This window comes from Rossellomorea sp. GQ25, assembly GCF_059758515.1.
The window spans coordinates 426,038-451,588 of the sequence record NZ_JCAXEQ010000001.1; the positions used below are offsets into that span (position 1 = coordinate 426,038).

General features: G+C 36.6%; 21 protein-coding genes and 4 pseudogenes. 20 read left to right on the forward strand and 5 right to left on the reverse strand.

Annotation, left to right across the window (positions count from 1 at the left end):
* Nucleotides 1–176 precede the first annotated feature (176 nt).
* From nikA to AC6CIB_RS02380, 6 genes are all read left to right on the forward strand, one after another.
* A complete protein-coding gene (nikA, locus tag AC6CIB_RS02355; RefSeq protein WP_498277768.1) occupies nt 177–1,736 on the forward strand; it encodes a nickel ABC transporter substrate-binding protein in 1,560 nt (519 codons plus the stop codon).
* Complete coding sequence (gene nikB / locus AC6CIB_RS02360; protein WP_498277770.1) at nt 1,737–2,681, forward strand: nickel ABC transporter permease; 945 nt, start codon at nt 1,737–1,739, stop codon at nt 2,679–2,681.
* Nucleotides 2,681–3,526 carry a nickel transporter permease gene (gene nikC / locus AC6CIB_RS02365; RefSeq protein WP_498277771.1) on the forward strand — a complete coding sequence of 282 codons (846 nt, stop codon included), beginning with the start codon at nt 2,681–2,683 and terminating at the stop codon, nt 3,524–3,526. The genes nikB and nikC overlap by 1 nt, the downstream gene beginning before the upstream one ends.
* Complete coding sequence (locus AC6CIB_RS02370) at nt 3,526–4,326, forward strand: ABC transporter ATP-binding protein (RefSeq protein ID WP_498277773.1); 801 nt, start codon at nt 3,526–3,528, stop codon at nt 4,324–4,326. Before nikC ends, AC6CIB_RS02370 begins: the two co-directional genes overlap by 1 nt.
* A complete protein-coding gene (locus AC6CIB_RS02375; RefSeq protein ID WP_498277775.1) occupies nt 4,323–5,084 on the forward strand; it encodes an ABC transporter ATP-binding protein in 762 nt (253 codons plus the stop codon). Before AC6CIB_RS02370 ends, AC6CIB_RS02375 begins: the two co-directional genes overlap by 4 nt.
* 183 nt (nt 5,085–5,267) lie before the next feature.
* A complete protein-coding gene (locus tag AC6CIB_RS02380) occupies nt 5,268–6,662 on the forward strand; it encodes an MATE family efflux transporter (protein WP_498277776.1) in 1,395 nt (464 codons plus the stop codon).
* A gap of 218 nt (nt 6,663–6,880) precedes the next feature.
* On the opposite strand, the gene AC6CIB_RS02385 is transcribed toward AC6CIB_RS02380, so the two are convergent.
* A complete protein-coding gene (locus tag AC6CIB_RS02385; RefSeq protein WP_498277777.1) occupies nt 6,881–9,046 on the reverse strand; it encodes a YhgE/Pip family protein in 2,166 nt (721 codons plus the stop codon).
* 461 nt (nt 9,047–9,507) lie between these two features.
* Between AC6CIB_RS02385 and AC6CIB_RS02390 the strand changes: the two are divergent.
* Nucleotides 9,508–9,753 (forward strand): annotated as a pseudogene (locus AC6CIB_RS02390) (GNAT family N-acetyltransferase); the annotation flags it as partial.
* Here AC6CIB_RS02390 and AC6CIB_RS02395 read toward each other — a convergent pair.
* The gene (locus AC6CIB_RS02395) at nt 9,748–10,506 is read right to left on the reverse strand and encodes an MBL fold metallo-hydrolase (protein ID WP_498277778.1); all 759 of its coding nucleotides are present in this window, start codon (nt 10,504–10,506) and stop codon (nt 9,748–9,750) included. The pseudogene AC6CIB_RS02390 and the gene AC6CIB_RS02395 overlap by 6 nt on opposite strands.
* A 131-nt stretch (nt 10,507–10,637) precedes the next feature.
* On the opposite strand from AC6CIB_RS02395, the gene AC6CIB_RS02400 reads away from it, so the two are divergent.
* Entirely contained in the window at nt 10,638–11,048 is a 411-nt protein-coding gene (locus tag AC6CIB_RS02400) for an Lrp/AsnC family transcriptional regulator (protein ID WP_498277779.1), read from the forward strand.
* Between the two features lie 403 nt (nt 11,049–11,451).
* On the opposite strand, the gene AC6CIB_RS02405 is transcribed toward AC6CIB_RS02400, so the two are convergent.
* Nucleotides 11,452–11,823, reverse strand: coding sequence for a DUF5367 family protein (locus AC6CIB_RS02405; protein WP_498277781.1), 372 nt, complete (start codon nt 11,821–11,823; stop codon nt 11,452–11,454).
* Between the two features lie 416 nt (nt 11,824–12,239).
* Here AC6CIB_RS02405 and AC6CIB_RS02410 point away from each other — a divergent pair, with 416 nt between their 5' ends.
* The 6 genes from AC6CIB_RS02410 to AC6CIB_RS02435 all read left to right on the forward strand — a co-directional run bounded on the left by AC6CIB_RS02410 (nt 12,240) and on the right by AC6CIB_RS02435 (nt 17,456).
* Nucleotides 12,240–12,896: a hypothetical protein gene (locus AC6CIB_RS02410; RefSeq protein ID WP_498277782.1), complete on the forward strand. Its 657-nt coding sequence runs from the start codon at nt 12,240–12,242 to the stop codon at nt 12,894–12,896.
* A 1,307-nt stretch (nt 12,897–14,203) separates the two neighbouring features.
* Entirely contained in the window at nt 14,204–14,488 is a 285-nt protein-coding gene (locus AC6CIB_RS02415) for a hypothetical protein (protein WP_498277784.1), read from the forward strand.
* 305 nt (nt 14,489–14,793) lie between these two features.
* On the forward strand, nt 14,794–15,462 hold the full coding sequence (locus AC6CIB_RS02420; RefSeq protein ID WP_498277785.1) for a DNA alkylation repair protein: 669 nt from the start codon (nt 14,794–14,796) through the stop codon (nt 15,460–15,462).
* A gap of 438 nt (nt 15,463–15,900) precedes the next feature.
* Nucleotides 15,901–16,311 (forward strand): hypothetical protein, encoded by a 411-nt coding sequence (locus AC6CIB_RS02425; RefSeq protein ID WP_498277786.1) that lies wholly within the window; start codon nt 15,901–15,903, stop codon nt 16,309–16,311.
* 205 nt (nt 16,312–16,516) lie between these two features.
* A complete protein-coding gene (locus AC6CIB_RS02430) occupies nt 16,517–16,981 on the forward strand; it encodes a GNAT family N-acetyltransferase (protein ID WP_498278620.1) in 465 nt (154 codons plus the stop codon).
* A 136-nt stretch (nt 16,982–17,117) separates the two neighbouring features.
* Nucleotides 17,118–17,456 (forward strand): hypothetical protein, encoded by a 339-nt coding sequence (locus AC6CIB_RS02435; protein ID WP_498277787.1) that lies wholly within the window; start codon nt 17,118–17,120, stop codon nt 17,454–17,456.
* 77 nt (nt 17,457–17,533) lie between these two features.
* Here the strand turns inward: AC6CIB_RS02435 and AC6CIB_RS02440 are convergent.
* Together AC6CIB_RS02440 and AC6CIB_RS02445 are read right to left on the reverse strand one after the other, a co-directional pair.
* Nucleotides 17,534–18,419 (reverse strand): annotated as a pseudogene (locus AC6CIB_RS02440) (IS110 family RNA-guided transposase); the annotation flags it as partial.
* 452 nt (nt 18,420–18,871) lie between these two features.
* Nucleotides 18,872–19,339, reverse strand: a complete 468-nt coding sequence (locus AC6CIB_RS02445) for a DUF3291 domain-containing protein (protein ID WP_498277788.1) — start codon at nt 19,337–19,339, stop codon at nt 18,872–18,874.
* A 446-nt stretch (nt 19,340–19,785) separates the two neighbouring features.
* On the opposite strand from AC6CIB_RS02445, the pseudogene AC6CIB_RS02450 reads away from it, so the two are divergent.
* The 6 genes and pseudogenes from AC6CIB_RS02450 (at nt 19,786) to AC6CIB_RS02475 (ending at nt 25,050) form a co-directional block, all read left to right on the forward strand.
* Nucleotides 19,786–20,478, forward strand: a pseudogene (locus AC6CIB_RS02450) (aspartate/glutamate racemase family protein).
* Nucleotides 20,479–20,730: 252 nt separating this feature from the next.
* Nucleotides 20,731–21,292 (forward strand): annotated as a pseudogene (locus AC6CIB_RS02455) (GNAT family N-acetyltransferase).
* A gap of 399 nt (nt 21,293–21,691) precedes the next feature.
* Nucleotides 21,692–22,978, forward strand: a complete 1,287-nt coding sequence (locus AC6CIB_RS02460) for an IS110 family RNA-guided transposase (protein WP_498277789.1) — start codon at nt 21,692–21,694, stop codon at nt 22,976–22,978.
* A 483-nt stretch (nt 22,979–23,461) separates the two neighbouring features.
* Nucleotides 23,462–23,908, forward strand: coding sequence for a YhfM domain-containing protein (locus tag AC6CIB_RS02465; protein ID WP_498277790.1), 447 nt, complete (start codon nt 23,462–23,464; stop codon nt 23,906–23,908).
* 154 nt (nt 23,909–24,062) lie between these two features.
* On the forward strand, nt 24,063–24,218 hold the full coding sequence (locus AC6CIB_RS02470; RefSeq protein WP_498277792.1) for a hypothetical protein: 156 nt from the start codon (nt 24,063–24,065) through the stop codon (nt 24,216–24,218).
* A 613-nt stretch (nt 24,219–24,831) separates the two neighbouring features.
* On the forward strand, nt 24,832–25,050 hold the full coding sequence (locus AC6CIB_RS02475) for a hypothetical protein (RefSeq protein WP_498277793.1): 219 nt from the start codon (nt 24,832–24,834) through the stop codon (nt 25,048–25,050).
* Nucleotides 25,051–25,551 lie beyond the last annotated feature (501 nt).

Genomic DNA, 25,551 nt, shown 5'->3' on the forward strand with positions numbered 1-25,551 from the left:
TCCTGTTTCTTCAATTCACCCTTCAACCCCATCTACCCATTACTTTTACCAAAATAGTCTTTCTGATGGCTTAAATATGTATTTGAACAAATATATAAAAGTATCTTGTCAAATCGTAATGATTCCTATATAATTCATAATCGAAATGATTACGATTATGGAAAAGGGGTATTCTGATGAACTTAATTAGGAGTGAAAAACGTCATTACAGTAGAATTTTTTTAAAAATGATTGTCTTATTTACTACCGCTAGCTTGTTAACTGCCTGTACAGAGGGTGAGAAGAGAGATATAAACGAAGGACATAAGCATATCAATTTTCTTTATAATTTCTCTACAAGTTCTCTTGATCCACATATTGATTCAAGTTATGTACCATTAAGGGCAGGGATAACAGAAACGTTAGTAAGATTAGACGAAGAAAACTTAACAATTGCCCCTTGGCTTGCAAAGGAATGGAATGGGGAGGACGGAATTAATTGGACAATACATCTGCGTGAAGGAATTACATTTCACAATGGAAAAGAGATGAATGCTGATGCAGTAAAGGCATCTCTTGAACGTGCCATTCAAGAAAGTATTGCTATTAAAAATGCATTGAAAATTGATTCAATTGAAGCAGATGGATATACATTGCATATCACTACTAAGCAGCCCTTCCCGGAATTTATATCTGAACTCGTAAACCCAAATGTATCAATTATTGATGTAACAGAAAATGATATTGTTAATCATCCAATAGGTACAGGACCTTTCACTTTAAAATCATTTGAGCCTGGAAGTAAGCTTGAACTTGAGCGGTATGATCAATATTGGGATGGACATTCAAACCTTGATTCTGTAACATTCTCGTTTAATGAGGATGCAAACGCCCGATCACTTGCTCTGAAGTCTGGACAAGTGGATATTGTTTACCGTCCCGAAGTTGAAAGTTTAGACTCGTTAAGGACACAAGAGGGGATGAAGGTGGAAGCAACAGAGACGTTTCGGGTACATCAAATAACGATGAATATGGAGCGCAAAAGCTTACAGGACGTAAATGTCCGCCGTGCTGTTGATGAGCTGATTGACCGCCAAAAGATTGTTGACACCATCCTTTTAGGGTATGCAGAGCCTGCTGTTGGCCCATTCTTGCCATCACTGCCATTTGCTCCAACTTATGAACAACGTGACACAGGAAGAAAAACAGCTGTTAAGTATTTGAAGAATGCAGGCTACACGTTTAAGGATGGGAAAATGCAGAAAGATGGCAAGCAGCTTTCATTTACTCTCTTAACTTATAGTGCAAGAGCAGATTTGCCTTTAATTGCGCAAGTGTTTCAATCCGATGCAAAAAAAATTGGAATTGATGTGGAAATCCGTCAAATCGATATTCCAGAAGAATATATGGCATCAAATCGTGATTGGGACTTGGCTACATATAGTAATTTAACTGCTCCCCGCGGGGATGCAGGCTATTATTTAAATGCTACGTATCATCCAACTGGTGCTCTTAACTTTAGTGGTGCCCATGTGCCGGAATTAACGGAAATTATTGATGAGCTAAACCAGACAGTAAGCCAAGAAGAAAGAGCTGTGCTTGCGGAGCAGGCAGCTGATTATGTTCATGAAAATGTGATTAACTCTTTTGTGTTACACCCTTCTACTATTGTTGCCTATAACGGAAATAAAGTAACAAATTGGGTTACAACACGTAGTGAATATTACATGATTACAAATAAGCTGGATGTGAAGTAAATGCTCCGAATTATTGCTGGGAAATTTTTTGAAGTACTGCTTTTTATGTTGTTTCTTACATTTATTAGTTTTTTGTTTGTACGACTGGCCCCTGGAGATCCTGTATTAACAATTTTAAATGTTGATGAGTTATCGGTTAGCCAGGAGCAAGTCGAAAAATTGAGGGAAGACATGGGCTTTAATAAGCCCTTTCTTGTTCAATATGGGCTCTGGTTGATGAAATTTATACAGTTGGATCTAGGAACATCCTATGTAACTGGTCAACCTGTAACCGATATGCTTCTTAGTAGCCTTCCTGCCACAATGGAATTAACCTTTGGTTCACTGCTTGTCATGTTGTTTGTGTCGATACCTTTAGGCTCGCTATCTGCTCTTTATCGTAACAGCTGGGTTGATCAAGTAAGCCGTACATTATCTATTCTCGGAGCTGCTGTACCCAGCTTTTGGCTGGGGTTAATCTTAATTGACCTATTGGGCGTACGATTTAGCTGGTTCCCAACAATGGGACGAGACGGGTTTGCTTCTATGGTTTTACCATCAGTAACGCTTGGTTTGGCTATTTCAAGCGTATATGTCCGTTTACTTCGTTCAAGTTTGCTGGATTCCTTAAGTCAGGAATTTGTTCATTCAGCGAGAGCTCGCGGGTTGTCAGAAAGACGCATTTTTATGCTGCACGCTTTTCGGCATAGTCTTCCGCCCGTAATCACAGTATTTGGGGTTAGTTTAGGGAGCCTGATCGGCGGGGTAGTCGTCATTGAGGTATTATTTGCATATCCAGGAATCGGAAAACTGGTTATCGATGCCATTCGTCAACGAGATTATCCTATTATTCAAGGCTTTATATTAATTATGGCCATTATAGTTTTTATCGTAAATACATGTGTGGATTTGTCGTATCGCTATTTAAATCCTGAATTGAAGCTAAAAGAAAGGGAGACCAACTGATGAAAGCAACGTCGTTAATGTTACCGAAATTTAAAAAATACAGTTGGAAAGGCATAGTGGTACTTTTGGCCACTATGATTGTTTTCGGCGTTACCATTTATACCTTTTTGTATTTAAGGTATGATCCCTACTTGACGAATCTCGATGTACGCCTCCAAGGAATGAGTCTCCAGCATCCTCTTGGTACAGATCAACTAGGACGGGATGTGTTGACCAGATTACTGCTGGGTGGACAACAAACAATTGGTTATAGTTTGCTGGCACTGGTTGCTGCTCTTATCATTGGTATCCCTTTAGGTCTTGTTTCCGGTTATAAACGTGGACTAGTCGATAAGATTTTTATGCGTGTTGCGGATGGTTTTTTGTCATTTCCAGATACGATTGTCGCAATTGTACTGAGTGGTCTTCTAGGCCCGGGGATTGGTAACCTGGTCCTTGCGATTGTATTTATCAAATGGGTCAGTTATGCACGTTTAGTAAGAAGCACAGTATTATCAGAGTCTCAGAAGGACTACATTCTAATAGCTAGAATTAATGGACTTTCATCAAGGGAAATTATGAGAAAGCATTTGTTTCCCCATATAGTCGGCCATGTACTTGTCCTCGCCAGTCTTGATTTAGGAAAGATTATTTTACTCCTATCTGCCTTCTCATATATTGGGCTTGGTGTACAGCCTCCAACTCCTGAATGGGGGGCGATGTTAAATGATTCACGTGCTTATTTCCAATCTAGACCTGAATTAATGATTTACCCTGGTTCAGCCATTGTTTTGGTTGTGCTGCTAACCAATATGTGTGGAGATTATTTACGAGATACTTTTGATGTGAAGAAAGAGGTGCGGTAGTGATATTATCGATAGAACAACTTTCAATAACGAGCAAAGAACAGAATATTGTTGATCATGTATCCCTATCAATTAATGAAGGAGAATGGTTTGCCCTTGTTGGACAAAGTGGAAGCGGGAAGAGCTTGCTTTCACAGTCAATTGGACAAATGCTTCCCCTGAATTTAATGGTTTCAGGAAAGATACTCTTCAAAGGTGAGGATTTAAATGCTTTCACACGTAAGGAAATCAGACAAATTCGCGGGCGGAAAATAGCTTATATTTTTCAGGATTATCAAGGTTCATTTACTCCTTTTCGTACAATTGGACAGCATCTGGAAGAATATCAAAAAACGCATGGCATTGATGATAAAAAAAAGAGAATTCAAAATTCAATCGATGCATTAAATTCAGTTGGTCTAGACAGTACATTTTATAAACGTTATCCATTTCAATTAAGTGGGGGACAGCTGCAAAGGGTGTCTATTGCAATAGCACTTCTAATATCACCAGATTTAATCATAGCTGATGAAATTACAACAGCACTTGATAGTGTTTCAGGTCATAGAATTCTAGAGTTATTGGAAGCAAAGCAAAGAGAAACAGGTTGCACGATTTTATTTATCACCCATGATTGGCGGCATGTTAGGCGGTATGCCGACAGACTGGCGATCATGAAGGATGGGAAAATCGTTGAAAAAGGGAATAAGCATCGTATACTTGACCATCCTGAACATCCATATACTAAGGAGCTAATCTCAGCAGCGCCAATTTTAGGCAAGGGGCTGCCATCAGGATTACAGGAGGTGGAGCCTGTATGAGTCTGCTTGAGGTGAAAGAGGTAACAAAGACATTTAAATCTGGAAAATCAGCAGTGAACAACGTCTCATTTCATTTGAATAAGGGTGACTGTCTTGGTCTTGTTGGGGAAAGTGGCTGTGGTAAAAGTACACTAGCCAGGTGCTTGTTACGTGTTGAAAAAATCGACAGAGGCTCAATTCATTTTAATGGTGAAGCTATTGAAAATCTGAATGAACGTCGTTTGCATCCTTATCGAAAAAAAATACAAATGGTGTTTCAAAATCCCTCCGCGGCTTTAAACCCAAAGCTGAAAATAAAAGATTCGTTGATCGACCCTTATGAACAATATCACCATTCTCTGAGTCTTAACCATTTTTCCGATGGCTCTAAGGAGCAGTTTATTCATCAGCTTCTTGATGCAGTTGAGTTGCCCTCAGAATTGGCTTATCGATATCCGCATGAATTAAGTGGAGGACAGCGACAGCGCGTAACGATTGCCCGTGCAATATCCATTGAACCAGAACTCATAGTCTTAGATGAGCCAACCGCTAGTCTTGATGTAATTTCACAAAAGGCTGTACTTACCTTGCTTAATGATCTTCGAAATACATTAAATCTCTCTTATTTGTTCATCTCCCATGATCTTGCGGCAGTAAGCCAAATGAGTCAACGAATTATGGTTATGAAATCAGGAGAAATTGTTGATCAATTTAATGAAAAGCATTTATTTAGTCTAGAACGTCATTCCTACACAAAAGAGCTCGTGTCTATTTTTTAATATTGATTGCTTGTTTTATTTAGTAAATAAATAGAGAAAGTATGTGTAGGGAAATTATTAAGTTAACTCTTTTACAAATTTAGAGGGTATTATGCGGTTTTCCAGAAGAGCCCCACACCCACTTCATCCCTATCAAAGTATGAAAACTTCCTGGCAAAAAGAGGAGGATATAAGGAGAATTATATGAAACCAGTACTCCCTAAGTTAGAAATCAAAAATGCCTGCAGCCATAGTGAATATTTGCATTTAGCCATCCCGCTTGTTATTTCTGGCATCTCGACACCTTTATTGGGAGCAGTAGACACTGCGGTTGTCGGCCGTATGCCCGATCCGGTTTCCATAGGGGGAGTGGCAATTGGAGCGGTCATCTTCAATACCATTTATTGGCTGCTGGGTTTCCTGAGAGTCAGTACCAGCGGTTTTACCTCTCAGGCGGAAGGACTCCAGAATCAAACAGAGGTTCTCCTGACTTTCTTCAGACCCATGATGATTGCCATTCTGTTCGGTTTAATCTTCCTCTTTCTGCAGGCACCCATCCTTCAAATCGCGTTACAGCTCATGGGAGGAAGTGCAGCTGTATCTGAAATTGCTGCTTCTTATTTTTCTATTAGAATCTGGGGTGCCCCTTTCATCCTATTAAGCTATGTGATGATAGGCTGGCTCATTGGTATGGGGAAAGTCCGGCTGGCCCTGGCCACCCAGGTTCTCATGAATGTGCTGAATATCTTCCTGGACTTTCTCTTTGTCCTCGGATTTGGGATGGGAGTCATCGGAGTGGCATTCGCCACACTTATCTCTGAAGTGACGGCGGTTTTGTTTGGCGCAATTATTATATTTCGGGCAATCCAACCTCACCTTTCACAGGTTCGATTAAGGATGCTATCAGAACTTGAACCGATTAAAAGAATGTTCAAGGTGAATCGGGACCTATTCCTACGGACAGTCTGCCTGTTGGCGATGACAATCATTTTTACTTCAAAAGGAGCAAGCATGGGAGAAGTTATTCTCGCTGCCAACGCCATTCTTCTCCAAATTCATTATATGATGGCCTACTTATTCGGAGGATTCGCAAATGCCTCCAGCATTCTTGTAGGAAGATCGATAGGAAGCAAGAATCGCCTTCTATATACCCGTGCTTATTACTTGTCGGCCATGTGGGGTTTTGCCTCTGCCGCTTTTCTTTCTTTTATTATTTTATTTTGGGGACAAGAGGTGGTTGCGCTCTTTACCACAATTGCAGATGTTCAGAATGTAGCCCATGAGCAGTTACTATGGCTGGTCATCTTTCCTATCGCCGGATTTTGGGGACTGCAGTTAGAAGGGATATTCTCGGGTGCCACTCAAGCTGGACCAGTGAGGGATTCCATCCTTCTGGCATTACTTGTGTTCCTTCCGGTAATTTGGTTGTCGGTGCCTGTCTTGGGAAACACAGGGATCTGGCTGAGTTTTATACTGTTTAGTTTAGCCAGGTCTTTCTTCTTATCGTTGTTCGTCCCTAAACTGGGGCGGTTGAGCTTTAGTGAAGAAGGAATAGGGCCTCTGTCTCACATAAATAAGTTACTTAAAATTGATAGATAAGAGGTTTTATATCAAAATTAGAGGCATAAATACCTTAGATTTTCCTACAACCACCTTCATACCTTGGAAGATAGAAGAATTAGATACAATAATTTGAAGATGTTAAAGGAAAGGGGATAAGGGAAGAAGAAATAAAGATTCTTCCCCCTTTTCTAGCGTTTTGAAAAATTTAAAAAAGCCCTGTAGAGATTTCTCTACAAGGCACCTTTACCTAGGCCTTAATGAAATAACCCGGACTCTTTCGATTTCTTCCTCAAGGCTTTTGTCTTCTTACTTAACGGACCTTTAAGGAAGGTTCCAATTAACAAAGCAATGAACCCAAATAGCATTAGAGACATGAGATCTCTATAAACTCTCTCCCAAACAATGCCTCCAACGGCTTCTCTCATCAAATCAATCGCATATGAGAATGGTAAGAACGGGTGAATGGTTTGAAAGAATTCAGGGAGTAATGCTACAGGATACGTTCCGCCTGCACCAGCAATTTGCAGCACAAGTAACACAATAGCCATTGCTTTACCAATATCCCCAAATACCGAAACGAATGTATAGACCACTAGGATAAATACTAAACTGCACACCAATCCAAATAAGATAAACCACACTGATTCTGCTATATCCACACCCAAAATGAGAATATCACCTGATGTCACCACAAGTGTTTGAACAAACCCGATGCTTATAAAAGTGAAAAGTTTGCCAAAATAGATTTGTTTTTCGGTAAATTCATCTGAATTATGGACACCTGTAGCTAACAGGGAAATTAACAGAAGGGCACCTACCCATATCGCAAGCACGGTATAAAAGGGAGTCATGCCTGTTCCATAGTTTGCGATTGGAAAAAGGCTGTTTTTATAGAGTTGAACAGGTTCCTCAAAGAATCCCTTCTCTGCTTCTGGATCATTTTGCAGTAACTCAATGATTTCATTAATGTCTGTTTCCCCTTGGATTTCTCGAATCCGATCGGCTAATTGTTTTACCTTATCGTTGATATATGGAAATTCACCTACTATATGCTTAAGAGTTTCTTCCCCTTCACCCAAGTTTCCCTCTGTATTTGCGAGGATTTTTTCTACTTCTGGCATTGTAGATTGGATTTCAATTAAGATGCCCCTGGCATCATTCAACGTTTTCTTGGCATTGGCAACTTCCTGTCTGACAGTTGGCTCGATGTTTTCATTATATTCTTTAACAAATGCATCAATTTCATTTGCAGTTGTAGCTGATCTTTCCTGGAGTTGAGCGATCAAACCATCCACTTCTTGTTGTTTGTCAGAAAGAAATGTATTGATCTTTTGGCCGCTTTCTTGGATTGTCTGTAGTTCCTTCTTCAAAAAAGCTAATTGTTTAAGAGCCTGATTGATTTGTTCTTGATTCTGGTTTGTACCTTGATCATTATTATTGTTCTGCTCTTGAAGTTGCTTTAGTGACGCCTCTACTACTGCTATATTCTTAACTGAACTAGTTATCTGCTCATTGATCTGATCACTAATTTGCTTTCCTTGGTTCAACTTAATATCAGAAGATTGCACAGTACTGATAAAATCGTTCATTTTTGTCGTCATACTCTGTACTTGCTCTAGATCCTTTTGAACTTGAGGGGCAATTGCATTTAGTCGATTCTCAGCCTTCTTCAAAAACTCGCTAGATTCATCTATCGTTTGCAATCCATCGTTAGTTACACGTTTTGCATCGGGAACAAGTACTTGTGCCTTATCAATAATTCTTCTAGCATTTTCAGCATCTGACAAAGATTCATTTAATAAGGTATGAATCTCAGGTAGCTTTTCTTCCATTTGAAAAACATATTCTTCAAATCGCTTGATATCAGGAAGATCCTTTTCAATCTCTAGGCCTAATTCATTAAACTTATCAAAAATAGTACCGTTCACCGTTGAGATAAAGTTACTAGTAATTTTATCGACAATCCCGCCTGCACCAGATTCTGTGATTTTAGGCGCAATAGCATTGATTTTTTCGTTCACATAGTACTCAACTTCCGCCTTTTCAGGGTGATCTTTAATAACGGTTCCTAACTTCTTAGAGAAATTTTCTGGAATTACGATGACGGCAAAATATTCGCCATATTCCACCTTATCCATCGCTTCTTTACGCTCAACAAACTGCCAATCCATATCATCAATCTTCTTCAGTTCTTTGACGATCTCATCCCCGATATGAATTTCCTTATCACGAACTGTAGCCCCTGCATCTTCATTCACAATCCCTACTGGAAGCTGATCCGTTTGACTATAGGGGTCCCAAGACGCTTCAATGTTAAACCAGGCATATAAAGAAGGTAATAACGTCAAGCCTCCAATTAATATAGCAGCAACCCAATTGGTAAAAATGTTCTTAATATCCTTTTTGAAAATATTCCACATATTATTCATCCTAATCTTCTAGTTTTAATTTTTGATTTTGTGAAAGTACCATTAATTTATTCAAGATTTAAGTATAGCATTGTCCAAAATCATTAGGTAATATTTAAAGGATGATTTTATTGTGAAAAGATGGATTTAGAAACTGTTAAGTGACAAAAGGATTGTTCAATGTAAGGGCCATTGGGGATCGCCTTGAGACGGACGCAATTGGAAGTCAATTAGCTGGAATGAAAGGAATATGGATAAATCGTAAGAATAGAGAGGTACACGATGATGTAGAAGTTATACATAGTCTTAAAAATATCGATGACAACTTTTTTAAAACTTAATACCTTGATTTCGAGTTTTCCAGAAAAGGGGGCTTATCTGTAATAAGATAAGTTGCCTTTTTTTGAAATTAATTATTGAGTTAAAGCTGGTATTTTGAAATAATTGGTATTAAGTTAAAGTGCAGTTTAGTTAAACAATTTGGGGATGTATCCTTATATCAAATATCTCGAGGTACACTCCAGAGATGTTTAATTGGTTATTCATTGGACAAACAATACAATGGTAGAGGTTATACTACGGAAGCAGTCTCTTTAGCAGTAGAATTTGTGTTTAATGAATTACACCTGCATCGTGTTGAAGCAGGTGTAATGTTAAACAATATAGGTTCGATGCGAGTTTTAGAAAAGATAGGTTTTCATAAAGAAGGTCAATTAAAATGAGTAAGACTCACCGTCCTCTGGAACTAACACATTAGACGTAATTTCTTTTTCATTAATAAATCCTTTTAATTCTTCTCTAGATAATCCCCAGTGATTTACAGCTTCCATGTGGACAGCAATAGTTTTAGAATTAGGTGCTACTTTATATACTTCATACACATCATCTTTACCCATGACAAGAGACCCGCCTTCGAAGAATTGGTTATCACCAGCATTTACTACAATAATTTCTGGCTTGTGAGTGTGAATGACTTCCTTAACAGCTTCATACCACACCGTATCTCCGGCAACATATAATGTTTTCTCCTTTTGGTGTTTGAAAACAATGCCACATACTAAACCAGCAAGTTTCACCATCTCGCCTCTTCCATGCTCTCCTAATGTTTTAATTAGTTGGATACCTTCAAAGACCGTATCCTCTAGTAAAACCTCTACGTTTTGGAAACCAGCACTTTGAATTTGTGTGGCATCTTCTTCATTTTGGGAAAATATTTTAATATCTTTTGGTAACGCTTCTTTTGCCGCTTCATCCCAATGATCATAGTGTAGATGAGTGACAATAACAGCATCTACGTTAATAATATCTTCAATAGATGTAGGTAGGCTAACTAAAGGGTTATTTTGATCTTGTCTTGGTGAGTTTGGAAATGGTGGGTATGCTCCCTTATCGGCTAACATTGGATCGATTAGAAACTTTTTTCCTGCATATTCAATGACAATAGTGGCATTTCGAATTAGATTTATATTCAAGTGGAAAACTCCTTTTTCTTTAAAATTTTTTTTGAACAATGTATATTCTAAACTATAACCTATTGATGGATACATAGAATAAATAAACTCTTTTGGCGATTTTACTTTATTAATGAAAGGAGTTAAATAAAATGTTAGATAAAACAGATTTGCATATACTTAATGAACTATCGAGGAACAGTAGGATTACAATGAAAGAGTTGGGCGAGAAGGTACATTTGACTGGACCGGCTACTTCAGCCAGAGTAGCGAAATTAGAAGAAAGTGGAGTTATTGAAGGGTATACCATTACGGTTAATCAAGTTAAAATGGGGTACTCTGTTCACGCAATCATACATATTTTTACGAAAAGCACAAATCATCAGCCTTATTTATCTTTCATAAAAAAGAAGGACCAATATGTCATAAACAATTACAAAGTCAGTGGAGAAAGCTGTTATCTTCTCGAATGCAAATTTCCATCCAATCAAATATTAGATGAATTTTTGACAGACATGAGCAATTATGTGAGTTATAAATTATCGATTGTGATTAATAAGTAGGGCTATTCGTCAAGATGGACAAAACTAAAATGGACTGGTAGGCGTGAACCCGTTACATTGGTGAATTATGTTTTTCGTTTAGAGGATGCGAAACTAATACAATTAACGCAAAAAATACCCCAGCCGTTATTATATATGAATCGACTGGAGTGCTTACAACTGAGCATTCTATTGCGATGGCAAGAAAACTTGTTCAACATACAACGTAATTCTTGGCTAGAAAGGCTTAATATAAGTCTTCAGATAATTAACGTTATATGAATCAAGCGGAAGTTTTGTTAACTTCCGCTCTTTCTTTACTAAACAAACGGGGGCTTATCTGAAACAAGGTAAACTCATTTTCCATAGATATTTGTCATTTTTGACTCAAAATGCGAAGTAAAGATTCATAGGATATATAGCATTAGTTAGATTTAATCTTTATTGAAAAACCTGAAATTAATATTAAGCTATACGCCCACAGTAACCAAGCAGCGAAAAAAGGTAATGAATCAATATGTAAGTTTAAAAACACTTTATTAAAATAAATAACACTAAATATATCCAAAATCATTCCTGGGAGAGCAATTTGGACTGATGACATTAGACGTTTCGATTCAGGTATCTTCCTCAAATAATAATAAGGATACGTAGCTAGAGTAATCAAAGGTATTGACAGAATAAAGGTAATAAGCAATAAAAGCACATTCCCAGGTATTAGAAACATTTGTCCGAAAAAACGGAAAAGCAATGTCGCTGAAATCCATAATAAAAAGCCCCAGACTACATTTATCATAAAATTCACCTCTAAATTGGATTTAATTTAAATTATTCGACATAGATTATTAATCTCCTCGTATTATTGGTAAATTTTATGTAAAGGTTAGGTTAGCTAGGGAATAATTTTGTTATTGCACAGTTCAATATTTGTGTGCAACTTCCCAAATTTCTTGGGAGGTAAGGGTTCCTACAAACAATATTTCAACTAAGGTGTGCGTCTGCAGTATTAAGTAAAGGTGACCATCCTTCTGCTATTCAAGAAAAGATCTCGAAGAAGAGGTTGCAATACTTAATCCACAAGAGGGCCTGTTTGTGAATTAATTGTAAGAATTATTAGAAGTAATTTAAAGCTTTAAGTTATACAATTAACATGGAGGCTTTCATATTTATAGATATACGAAATACAAAAGGCTAACTTGGGGAGGGGCTTATATGTTAAGGAGCAAACTTATTTCTGATTTAGCGAATAGAATATTGAGTTTAAGAAAAAAACATCCCGTTCGTGTGGGAGTTAGTGGAATAACAGCAGCAGGAAAATCAACACTTGCTAATGAACTTGCTGAGGAACTTTTATGCAGAAAAAAGAAGGTTATCAGAACAAGTATAGATAATTTTCATAATCCAAGAGACATTCGGTACAGAAAGGGGAAGGAATCAGCTATTGGCTATTACGAGGATGCCCATGATTACGAGTCCTTTAAGCAAAGGCTTTTAATTCCCCTAGGACCGAACGGAAACCTTCATTATCAAACCATCTCATTAGATTTAGCAAAAGATGAGTATGTAAACCCAGAAATAAAAGTGGCTTCTAAGGATATGATTTTAATTGTAGATGGGACTTTTTTATTCAAGCAGAATTTATGTAACTTTTATGATTTTAAAATATTTGTTAATACTGACTTTGAATTAGCAAGAAAAAGAGGTGCTAAACGGGAAGTACGAGCTTTTGGAAGTTATGAAGAAGCCGAGAAGTTGTTCATTAAAAGGTATCTTGCAGCTTCGAAACTCTATTTATCGCAACATTCACCTCAATTGAATGCGGATGTAGTCATTAGAAATAATGATTTAACTAATCCAGATTTGGTTTAGAATTAAATATTTTTCTTCTTTCGCGAAAGTTTGTTGCGACTGTAAAGTACTAGTGTCAAAAAAAACATAAACCTTAAACTAACGCTATTGATATAGCAACAGTAGGAATGTATCAGCTCGATCTAAACGGGAATGTGGTCCAGGCCACGAAAGATGGCAAAACCTGCACGTTCAACTATCAGAAAAACCGTTTTGTTTCCGTGAATTTGAACGGGACTTCTGTTTAGCACCATTATGCCCCATATGGTCTACAGCATACGGTCAATGCCATCGCGATTGACGGAACTTTGACGCAGCTTTTATGATGGATCCGATTGGGTCGCTTCTCATAAGAATTTAATAGAGGGGACGACATCCGAATACACGACTGTAGAATTTGCCTTTGATCCAATGGATCGTACGACAAGCCGAATAGAAAATCCAGGGACAGCCGGAGAAAAAACGACTCACCTGAACTATTTGGGGCTTAGTGGACAGGTGCTGAACGAGAAGTTGCAGGAGAGATTACTCTCTCTTACAACTACTTTCCATGGGGCAAACGCTTGTCGATGGTGAAAAATAACGAAGATGGAACATCCGAATGAAATGGTTGAAATTGTGAGTCCACTCAGGTAATACTCACTTACATCTTCCATAAACGGGGCAAGAGCTGAAGATCAGGCAGCTGGTCTTCAGCTCTATTTATATTCCATAAACGGGCAGGTAACAGAACAATGAAACTCTTGTCAGTTGGTGCTCGTCTGTTAATAAGGGATATATAAAATGAAATGGAGAAACATCACCTTATTTATTTCCAATACAAGAGGGGGCATGGGAATTGATTCGTAAATTGGTTCAGGATCTAGATATTTTTTTGTTCGTATTTAGGGTATTATTTCCCGTAATAATCAATATTTTATTTCTAATGCTTATCGTTTCTTTAGGATTTGGTAATCTCCTTATGACTTAGAAATATTATTGCTTGAATTGCTGCTTTTTCTATGGGTTTCTGGCTATATCGTTCAATATTTTCGAACGCTAAGAAAGTTAGGGCTAGCTATAATAATTGTCTCTCCTGGCTTAATTTATTTTATATTTTGGTTGATGAATTATGATCTCTTATAAATTTTGTAAGTACGCTAATTAAGATAAATTAGAGAGGATATTTCTTTTGATTTAAGTGTGCGTTGATCTAAGAAGGATTAACGCTTTTTTTGTTGAAATTATTGGATTAACGGGGGAGGTTAAAGTAATAAGAGATTAATTAGGTGAACTTATACTTTGTTTTAGAATATGGTGGTTAAATAAAAATATATGGAGGTATAGTTATGTGGGTAATATTAGGGGTTATTGCAATAGTAGTAACTTTTATAAATCTTTATATGTATAAAGCAGGAAAGGATTATAAGCTTGCTATGGCTATGGGATTATCATTTACAGCATTAACACTTTGTGCAGAATACAGTCTTGTATCGGTGTGGGTAGAAGTGGAAGATTGGGTAGCTTTAATGGATGTAGTACCTGGTATGGAAAGGGCATTATGGTTTTTGACAATTGTTTCTATCTTACTAAATGTAGCACCTATACTTTTAGAACGAAAAGGTAAGAAATAATGACTTATTGTCACATCATTTATATAATATGCAATTATTGTGTAAGTCTTATGTATAACTAACGGGTGCGTTTCTTTAAAAAGGAATGCTCTTTTCGTATCCAATTAAAAGGAAGTAAATGTTATTATTATATTAAAGATGGTTGCTCTTCTATTATAGGTGGAGAAAGCTTTAATACGATATATACTACAATATTAACTTTGGAGGCACACCACTGCAATAAGACTTATAACGAAATTAAGTTCTTGATATATCCCGTCAAAGACATATTATGAAAGAGTTCTTTAATAAAGGAGTTGTATAAAATGAATGAAAATAAAGGTACAGATATAAAACGCTCATCAAAAGCAGAAAACATTCTACCTCAGATCAATAGTAAAACTAAGCTAGGCGACTTACGAAAAATCGCGAAGGACATTAAAAAAGATCACGAACTAGCAATGGAACTTTGGACAACCGAAGAGTTTTTGCCCAGACTATTAGCAATCTTAATTATGGACAAAAAACTTCTTTCACAAGATGTGCTAAATAAGCTTGATAAGGATATGCAGACTCACACTTTTGATGAGCGAAATAACTTAATGGATTGGTTAATGGCTAATCAGCTCACCAAAGACAAGAAGAAAATTACATTGATGGAGTCATGGGAAAATAGTCCTTCTGCTCTTCAAAGGCGAGCTTTCTGGTATTATCAAGGGCGATTGAGATGGACTGGCCAAACACCGCCTGATAACACCGCATACTTGCTATCTGCATTAGAAGCTAATATTACGCAGGAAGAACCGGAAGTTCAATGGGCTATGAATTTCACCGCAGGCTGGATAGGCGTTTATGATGAGAAGAATCGTGCACGTTGTATTAAACTTGGTGAGAAAACGGGTCTTTACAAAGATGAAATAGTAGCAAAAGGATGTACTCCCAGCTATTTGCCGGAGTTCATTACAATTGAAGTTAACAAACGACATAATAATTAGTTACCTCTGAAAAATTTATTAGGGTTTAATGTAAAAAATAAAGGAATTCAATGCCTCAATATGAAAATTGTAATAGGCTTGGACCGAAAAATAAAGAAAACAACGCGTTATGGCAGCTAGTTAGTGAAATATGCAAGGAAGATGTAAAGGATTAACCCACTATCACTTTTTGGTCTGTAGGGCGCTTATCTTTAAGAAGAACAACTTTCCAGCTGAACAGTACAAATATACTGTTCAGCTGGAAATAAAAAAGGACGATTTCCACATAAATAGTGATTGTCCTTCTTCAACTAATGGTGGCGCTTGTTTAACTAACGCACCTTAGTTGAACAAAAAAGTTCAGACTATATTTTGTAGATTGGGTACCATGATTCATTTGAGAGGAGAACAATAATTATAAAAAAGTATTGGGTTGGTATCTGGTGTATCCTTTTACTCTTGTTAGGTGCTTGTTCAAATGAACTTCCAGGAAAAGAAGCTCCTATTCCTAGTGTAACTTCGTTTAATGTTAATAAACAATCAAATATCGAAATTCCCCACGTTGCAGAGACAGTTTGTTGGAATAATTGTGGTGTTGATAATAAAGATCCTTATTCAATCCAACCAAAAGAACCATTTGAAATAGAGAACGATAATCCAATTTCCATTTCATTTAAAGAAATGGAACCTAAACCGTCCACAATAAATCTTATAAATGAAACTACGGGTGAACATTTCCAATTTGATACTAATTGGGTAAACCTAACTCCACCTAAAAAAGGTGAACACATATATCGGATTCATCTCTTTTGGAACAGCGATAAAGGTGCTCCTTTAGGAGAGTCAATGTATGTATTTTCTGTTCGCTGATTTTCATATTTTTATAACTCTTTAGTGCTTGTGCAATATAGGGGGCTATTCCGCAATCAGGGCAGTCAAACGGAGATCTGCTAATTGATCTCCGTTTGACTGTTCGTCTTCAATTATTGGGCAGTTTACTTTAAGAGTCGATTTTGTGAACAATCACTAGATTGAAACAACAAACATCAAGGGGGAAGAGGGAAGAAAATTGGTTATGCACTTTAGAGAAGCGACAAAAAAAGATTATGAAGTGGTTCATCAATTACAAAAACAGGTTCACGAAATTCATACAAAGGAAAGACCAGACCATTATAAGATGGCTGATACTACGTTAGACAAGGAGTATTTCAACAACTTGATTGATGGAGAAAACACAAAGGTATTCTTATTAGAGGAAGACCAACCTATTGCTTATACAATCGTTACTATAAAAAACACCAAGGATATACCGATTATTATTCCAAAGAAAGTTGTCTATATGAACGATTTTGGAGTCGATATTAAGTACAGAGGAAAAGGATTGGGGAAAATATTCTTTGGAAAAATATTGGAGTTCGCAAAGAACATAGAAGCAGACTCATTAGAATTAGGCGTGTATGAGTTTAACGAAAACGCCATAAAATTTTATGAATCAATGAATTTAAAAACAAAAATTAGGCAGATGGAAATAAAATTATAGTGCTCTCCTTGTTCCGTTATAGGGGGCGATAACTGAAGATCAGTTGATTGATCTCGGGATATTTCCCATCTTCAATTATTGGGGCAGGTTAATGGAATAACTCAATAGTTAGTTTTGAAAGGAGCATTTACATAGAATGAAAATTTGTCTATCTCTAGCTATGATATGTCTTCTTGGGATTTTAACCGGGTGTAATTTATTCAAAAATGAACAATTGCCGATAGAGATGATTGCATTTAATAGTTTAACGAGGGAAGAGGAAGATAAAATTCCTGTTTCACCTAAGGATTCTGTTGTTGATAAAGTGACTGTAAGTGAACAACTTGGTAAACAGTTAGGTGATAAATTCACTGGTAAAACAATATATACAGTGACTTTTAACAATACTGAAGACGCCTCGAACGGTAGACTGGTTGTTTATATTAATAAAGATAAAGAAACAGTTATTGGCAAGGGTTATGAGAAGAAAGAGTAAAAGGTTGCTTCTTCAATTAAACCAGCTAATAGTTTGTCAACATTTTTCAATAAAAACTTAAAATAACTCATGTTATACTAAAAATACGCATGCCAAATAACCTTCCACTGACATATGGCTATATCTTGGAAAGTGGTTCTGTTTTTTAATATAGCATAAATCCAATGTAAGAGCTTATTTACGCAAGCAATAACGGCTACTTTATAGAGTTTGCCTTCCTCACGCTTCTTATCGTAAAACGCTCTTAATCTCTTGTTTCTAGGGATGATCTCATCTGTTGTTTTTTGTTTACGACAGTCACGAATACCAGAGCGAACAGCCATATATAAGGCGTGCCTTAATCTACTTGAACCACGTTTTGTAATTCGAACAAGAGTAGCTTTTGAACTTACCTGATTCAAACACTTCTGGATCAATCCCAGCGAATACTACAAGTTTTTTCGGGTGATTAAACCGGTCTATCTCACCAAATTCAGAAATAATCGTTGCCGCGACTTTTTCTCCGATACCAGGGATAGATTGGATAATCTTATATTCTTCAACTTCTTTTGCGAGAGCGTCTATCTCTGACTCCAATCTGGATAGATGCTCTTTGTATTGAAGAAGCATATTGATATACATACCAAGACTCAGTAAATGACTCTGATAGAGTGTCTTCTTGAATGGGTTTCGTTCTGCAACTTTCTTAAGATCTTGAGCTTTTTCTTCTGCCCATCTCTTAGACCGACTGTTACAGAATTCCTTGATTTTATCGGCCAACATTTCTTCGCTAACAGCTAAAATGTCTTCTGATGCTGAGAATTCTTTTAAAACAAGCAAAGACACAACCGAGTATAAGTCACCAAATACGCCTCTGTATTCAGGAAAGATTTGATCCAGTACAGCTTGAAACTGCAGCTTTGTTTGAACATATATTCCCGTAATATTCTCATGCTGCCTGGTGAGATTTCGCAGGTTTAAGAGTTAAATAAATTACTCCTATTAATGAATTATAACGGATATGTAAAATTATTCACTAGTATTGGCTCCACCTACGCCAAATACCATGATAGCCACTCATGCTATCCCCACTAATAATATCTTAATAAAGTATTATTAAGATATTGATTCTTTGATACTAAGGTTCTGTAAATATTTTATAAAAATGGATAGGAACAGAATAGTCTTCCTAGTATTAGTAGCTATTTTTGAGATGTTGCTTGGTGATGATTATGAGACAGGGCTTTTTATTGGAGAATCAAAGCATGGATATCAAAGATCGCTCTTCAACAATCGGGCCATTTAATGGAATAAGACTCTTAAACAAAACTGGATATTCATGTGAGATCGTGAAGAAATCCACTTAAACGAAATGGCAGGTTTGTTCAATAAGGAGATACTCTGCTTCTTATACAGAGCAGGAGAAATGACCCGAGCTATTTAAGTAAGATCCTCTCCCCAAATTCATCAAATACGTGCTTTAAGTCAAATGCAAAAGGATCTGGTCCATGGTGAATATAAAAGTCGTATCTCTTGAAAGCCTCCTTCCAAGAAACATCCGTTACCTTCTCAGTCCACCACACCACATAATTAGGTTGTCTCTCTTGAAGAGATCCAAACCACTTGTTCCTGTCCCTTAAAGCTTGCATATGTTGACCTGAATAGGTAAAACGATATAAAGATTGAAGGCTTTTCCATACTGTTAGTGTGAGAATAGGGGAACCCTCTCCTTTGATCGCTTTCTCAGGGAAAAGTACTCTATTAGGTGAAAATTCTTTTATTAGATGCCCAGTTTTAGCAGCCTGTCGAATTACTTCATCTCCCACTTCAAAAAACTCACGAGAGGCAGGATGTTCATTTGGATGTTTTAACCTACCAACCGTATAAATCGCAACAAAAGCCAAATTAATCCCTCCATTTATACTTTTTACCTACATATATTCTAGAATGACTGGACGTATTCCTAGTTGAACTATATAACTTTTAATTATGGTGAGAGAATCAGATGCACTTTTTTGTTGAACCTTTATTTAGTAGAAAAATCCTCTTTTTAAACACTAGATTAAAAAATGAGGTGCAAAAATGGATTATTATAAAGAACTTAGAAAATTTGAGGACACAGTCTTTTAATATTACCAGGTTCGGTTGTTATCAAAGTGATTCTAGTATTGAGACCGTATTTTATTAAGTAACAAGGGTAAGCGTTCATTTTTGCATTTTAACCATATTATTGAATACTGCGTAGGGATTATCAGTCAGTTTATTGAATGTTTTAGAAGATGTATTTTTGTTCTATAGGACGTTGATTTGAATTAGAATAAAAAATAGAGGCTATGGCGGGGGTTTTAACATGAAGGTTATTGGTCTTATTGGTGGAATGAGTTGGGAATCATCTGTTGAGTATTATCGGATTATTAACGAAGAAGTGAAAAGAAGATTAGGGGGGGTACATTCTGCAAAATGCCTTTTATACAGCGTTGACTTTGAAGAAATTGAGCGTTATCAGTCAGCGGGTGACTGGAAAAAGGCTGGTTAAACATTGGGTGACGTTGCACATTCCCTTGAAAAAGCTGGCGCAGACTTTATCGTCATATGCACCAATACCATGCACAGGGTTATTGGTGATATACAGGAAAAAATAAATATATCTATTTTGCATATTGCAGATGCAACAGCTCATCAAATTAAAGAGCAAGGAATTAGTTCAGTAGGGATACTCGGCACAAGGTATACAATGGAGCAAGACTTTTACAAATTACGTTTAGAGTCTAATGGTAAAAAGGTTATGATACCAAATGATAATGAAAGAGAGATTGTAAATAAGGTTATTTATGAAGAGTTATGTTTAGGTAAGGTTCAACAAAAATCTAGAGATTATTATAAAAAAGTTATCCAAGGTTTAATCGAAACAGGAGCTAAAGGTATTGTATTAGGCTGTACAGAAATTGGATTATTGATAAAACAGAAGGACTCCGATGTTCCTCTGTTTGACACAACTTATATTCATGCTCTTGAAGCAACAAATATGTCCATAAAGAAGTAGCGATTTCTGCAACTCTTTCACATTTATTGATATTACACAAACGGGGGCAATAACTGAAGATCAGCTAATTGATCTCCGGCTATTGCCCATCTTCAATTATTGGGCAGTTAAATTTAATAACAAATTTAGAGTACTTTGGTCCGGAGGATTAATGTGCTTTTTTGTTGAATTACATTAATAGCAATTTCAATGAATCCTTTAATATATGAGTTTCATTAGTTCTTAATTTAAAGTTTTAGAGAGGGGAATTATATGAATCCTATTTTAATAGATGTTCCGTTACAAATAGAAACAGACAGATTAATTCTCCGAGCACCACAACAAGCTGGTGAAGGGAATGTAGTAAACCAAGCTATTAAGGATTCAATTAATGAGTTAAAACAATGGTTGGTTTTATTCCAGGAAATTCCTACTGTTGAAGAAACAGAAATTCTCCTGAGAAACGCCTATATAGATTTTTTGAAAAGAGAAAGCTTTCGCTATCTTATCTTTCATAAAGGTACTAATGATTTTATTGGAACTGCTAGCCTTCACAGAATTAATTGGAAGATTTCTAAAGGTGAAATTGGATACTGGATTAACTCGCAATTTAGTGGCAATGGATATATGACAGAAGCAGTAAGTGAGTTAACTAACCTTGGCTTTCAGCAACTCAAATTTAGAAGGATTGAAATAAGATGTGAATCAACAAACTATAAAAGTCGTTCGATTCCAGTAAAACTAGGATTTGAATTAGAAGGAACCTTAAAATGATGATTTATCCTCAGATGGTAGCAAGCTAACTGACACTTGTATTTATTCAAAAATAAAGTAAGCTTTGTGAAAGAGGATTCCACTTAAAACAAATGAAGAAATTATTGGGTTTTGTTTCTGATTATGTATATGATCAAGAAAACTCAAATTCTATAAGACACTTAAGGTAATGCTGGATTAATAATTAAGACAGGTAGTTTTATATAATACTTATTCATTTAAAGGGAAGCACTCCTGTATATGTAGAGGGTGGATATTAGAAGAGTATGTGAATTATTTCACTTAAACTAAAGGGGGCGTTTGCTGAACAAGCAGCCGCCCTTTGGTTCCAGTAAAGGGCAGCATTCCTGTTATGAAGATAAATGGGGTTTGAACAAAAAAATAACCTCTTGGTATGATATGAGTGTCCTGAGCTGGCCAGCAAAACGGACAAAATCATATATACCAGGAGGCCTACAAGATGAATTATAACCAAAATCAAAAAATTGCTCAAATTACTTCTCAAACCCTAATTATAGGAGTAGACATTGCGAAATTCAAGCATGTCGCACGTGCTCAAGACTTCAGAGGATTGGAGTTTGGCACACCTTGTCACGTTGAAAATACACAAGCTCACTTCGAGCTTTTAATAGGTTGGATCAAGCAGCTAATGGACGAAAATGAAATGGACAAGGTGATTATTGGCATGGAACCTACAGGACATTACTGGCTAAATCTCGCTCATTTCCTAAAAGAGAAAGGGATTAAGTTTGTCGTGGTGAATCCCATGCATGTAAAGAAGTCCAAGGAATTGGATGATAACTCACCAACCAAAAACGATGTGAAAGATGCCAAAGTTATTGCACAGTTAGTCAAAGATGGAAGATACGCTGAACCAAATATTCCGCAAGGAGTGTATGCAGAACTTCGTGTGGCCAGAAAAATACGCGACCTTTTGTCTGTTGATCTACAGGTGCTTCAAGGGCAAATTCACAACTGGTTAGATCGCTATTTCCCTGAATTCCTCACCGTTTTTAAGGATTGGGAGGGGAAAGCAGCACTACAATTATTAAAGTTGAATGTATTACCAAATGAGTTGGAACATATCTCGGATCAAGAGATTCTGACTCACCTCAGAAAGGCAGTAAAACGTGCGGTTGGACTCCGTAAAATTCATGAACTTAAACGAGCTGCCAAAGACTCTATTGGCATTCGTGAAGGCTCAAAAATGGCTAAATTAGAGCTCCGCACCTTACTAGAAAAGTATGGGTTGATAATTGAAAGGTTCGAAGAGTTAGATTCTGATATTGAAGAGCTTCTCGAACATATTCCTGGAGTTCCACAAATGTTAGCCATTACTGGAATTGGCAAGGAGACAGTGGCAGGGTTCTATGCAGAAGTAGGAGACCTAAGGAACTACTCTCACCCTCGCCAAATCATTAAATTGGCCGGACTAAGCTTGAAGGAAAACACCTCAGAGAAACATAAAGGACTAACGAAAATCACGAAACGAGGCAGGAAAGCACTCAGAGCTCTCCTCTTCAGAGTAGCTATGCCGTTAGTCGCCAAGAATGCAGCTTTTAAGGCTCTACATCACTACTATACAACTCGAGAGAGTAATCCTTTGAAGAAGATGCAGTCCATGATTGCCATATGTAACAAGCTGATTCGTATCTTATTTGCGATTGGCACGAAGCAATGTGAGTTTAGTGAAGAACGAATGTTGAGGGACATACCTCATTTAGCACCAATACAGAATGCAGCTTAAGTTATTATCGTAGATTATACAGTTTTTTCTAGAGATTTTGACATAGACATTTGAAGCACGGATTAGTCAGTAGAACCATTAAAGTACGGGCATAGACCCTGTAGGGCAGCATGACTGACATCCACCTCATGGAAAGGTTGGACGAAGGAATTTTTGAGCATAGACTCTGTGAGAATTGGGAGGGTTGACCTCCATGAGAAATGTGGAGATCCACCAGTGCGACCATACTTTTACTAGTTAACCACTTTTTGGATTGAAGTGCTGGGGAGGTTAGCTTTCTTTTTCTTTATATGCCCAAAATTACCCTTACTTTCAACATCTATCCATACTTCAAATGTCTTACGTAAATAAATCTCATAGAAATATTGAGAATAAGCGAGAAAACAAGAGTATCTCTTTCTTTATAGAGGGAGGATAGTGGAACAAGGGGTTTTTTGGAACTATTATAATAAATACTCGTCTAAGTGAGTAAGGAAGGGGGAAATGAAAATTAAAAAGTTATTTTTAGTTCTGCTCGCAATGTTTTTATTTATAGTTACTGGTTGTGTGAACGGAATAGAAAACGAAGAACAAAAAATTGAAGTGCAAAAGCGTATTGGTGATAAAAATAAATATGAAGACTACAAAGAGATTACTAACAACGAACAAGTTCAAGAGGTTAAGAAAATATTAGATAATGTTGATTGGGAAACTGCAAAAGTAAATATGGCACGTCCTGCTGATTACAGATTTGTATTTCAATTTAAAAATCCTGAAATAGAAGCAAAAGCCGTGTTATATGAACTTTGGATAAGTCCAAATAAAGATAAAGTGGAACTCATAATAGATGCTGAAAGTAAATATTTTCAATTAAATGAGGAAGGTTCCGCCGTTTTATTTGAAATATTAACAGGAGAAAAGTTATCAGAGATTAATGTAGAAGAAAGTTAAGCCTTCTTCAGTTAAAGGGGGCAATAACCGAAGAACAGCTAATTGAACCGGTTATTGTCCTTGTTCAATTAATGGGAAGGTTAATGGAATAATTTGAAAGTTCAAGTAATTGGTTTCCGTCTAATTAATAAACTTAAGATAAGGGGAATTAGCAATGGAAAAAAAAGGGATAATACCTTCAATAATCTTCGGTTTTATTATTTTGTTGTCTATTTTGGTATTAACCTTCTTTATCTTTAATGGAGAATTCATCCTTGAGGTTATTAAAGACGGATTAATAGACGATGTGCCAATATCAGTTCAAGATTAATAAAAATTTTCGGTAATTGTGTTAATCGAAGAACTTGAAAAATTAGGTGCACAGGGGAGAATTAAATGAGAAGTTTTTAATAATGCTTATGGGTTTTTTATTGTAATTTCAAATATTTTTGGATTTATTTCATATAAGAAAAAGAAAAGTCTATATTCTGCTGCCTTTAAAATACTACTTCTAGCAGCTTTATTTGCGTCAATCGGTGGAATATTAGCACTATTAATTATTCGAGATGCTTTTGCAATATTTTATGGTCTGCAAGTTGGATACTATTTACTTATTAATAGCCTCATTATTTTTAGTGTTTTTAGCGATGTATGGCTTTCAACATGCTTAGTTATTATTTTCAACTAAAGGGGCAATAGCTGAAGATAAATTAATTGATCCCAAGCTATTGTCCATCTTAAATTATTGTGCAGGTTTGTGGAATAAGAGCATTTTGAATAAGGATTTGAAGTTCTAAACTTTCAAAAGGAGATGTAGAATGAAAGGACTAATAGTAAAATCCCCTTGGATTGAACTAATATTGGAAGGCAAGAAAACTTGATAAATCAGGGGTTCCAATACAAAAATACGAGGAACTATCGCTCTGATAAAGAGTGGTTCAGGAATGGTTTATGGTGAAGTAAATTTAAATGATAGTAAAGAGTTGACCTTAAAGGATTACCAAGTAAGTAACGAATTTCATCGTGTTCAAATTGAGAATTCCCAAGCATTACCTTATAAAAAGACTTATGCATGGGTTCTTGAAAAACCTCGCATTTATGAAGAGCCTATTCCTTATAAGCATCCTATGGGGGCAATTATATGGGTCAACCTTTCTAGATAAAATCTTAATGTCTTGTTCCGTTACAGGGGGCAATAATAGAATATTTACCCATACTAAAAGGTTGTAGCCGGGGTAGAACGCAAGAGCCATTGGGACTTGATCCCGTCCATTATATTGTCCATCCCCTGCTTGTAGAAACATGTTTGAGGCTTGTTGGGACGCTGACCCCGTATAATAAGCGAAGCTATGATACTACAGGACAGAAGGGTCATTCGGCAAATGAATGAAGAAGGAGATGTGATAAAGCATGGATCCCGTCATTGGCCAGGATACTGCAAAGGGAGAAAGCCAAGTTCAACCCTTTTTGTAGAAGAAGAGGTCTTTCAGGAAGACATTTAAGTTCAAGCATAATAATGAAGGTTAGGGGGGATTTTCATTTTTATAATGAGGTCAAATATCATAAGCTACTCTGTTGTACTCTTATTTTAAATAAGGTAGATAACTTTGTGGTTGGTAGTAACAATGAATCATATATCCATGGTGCTTTATGAGTGGAAATGG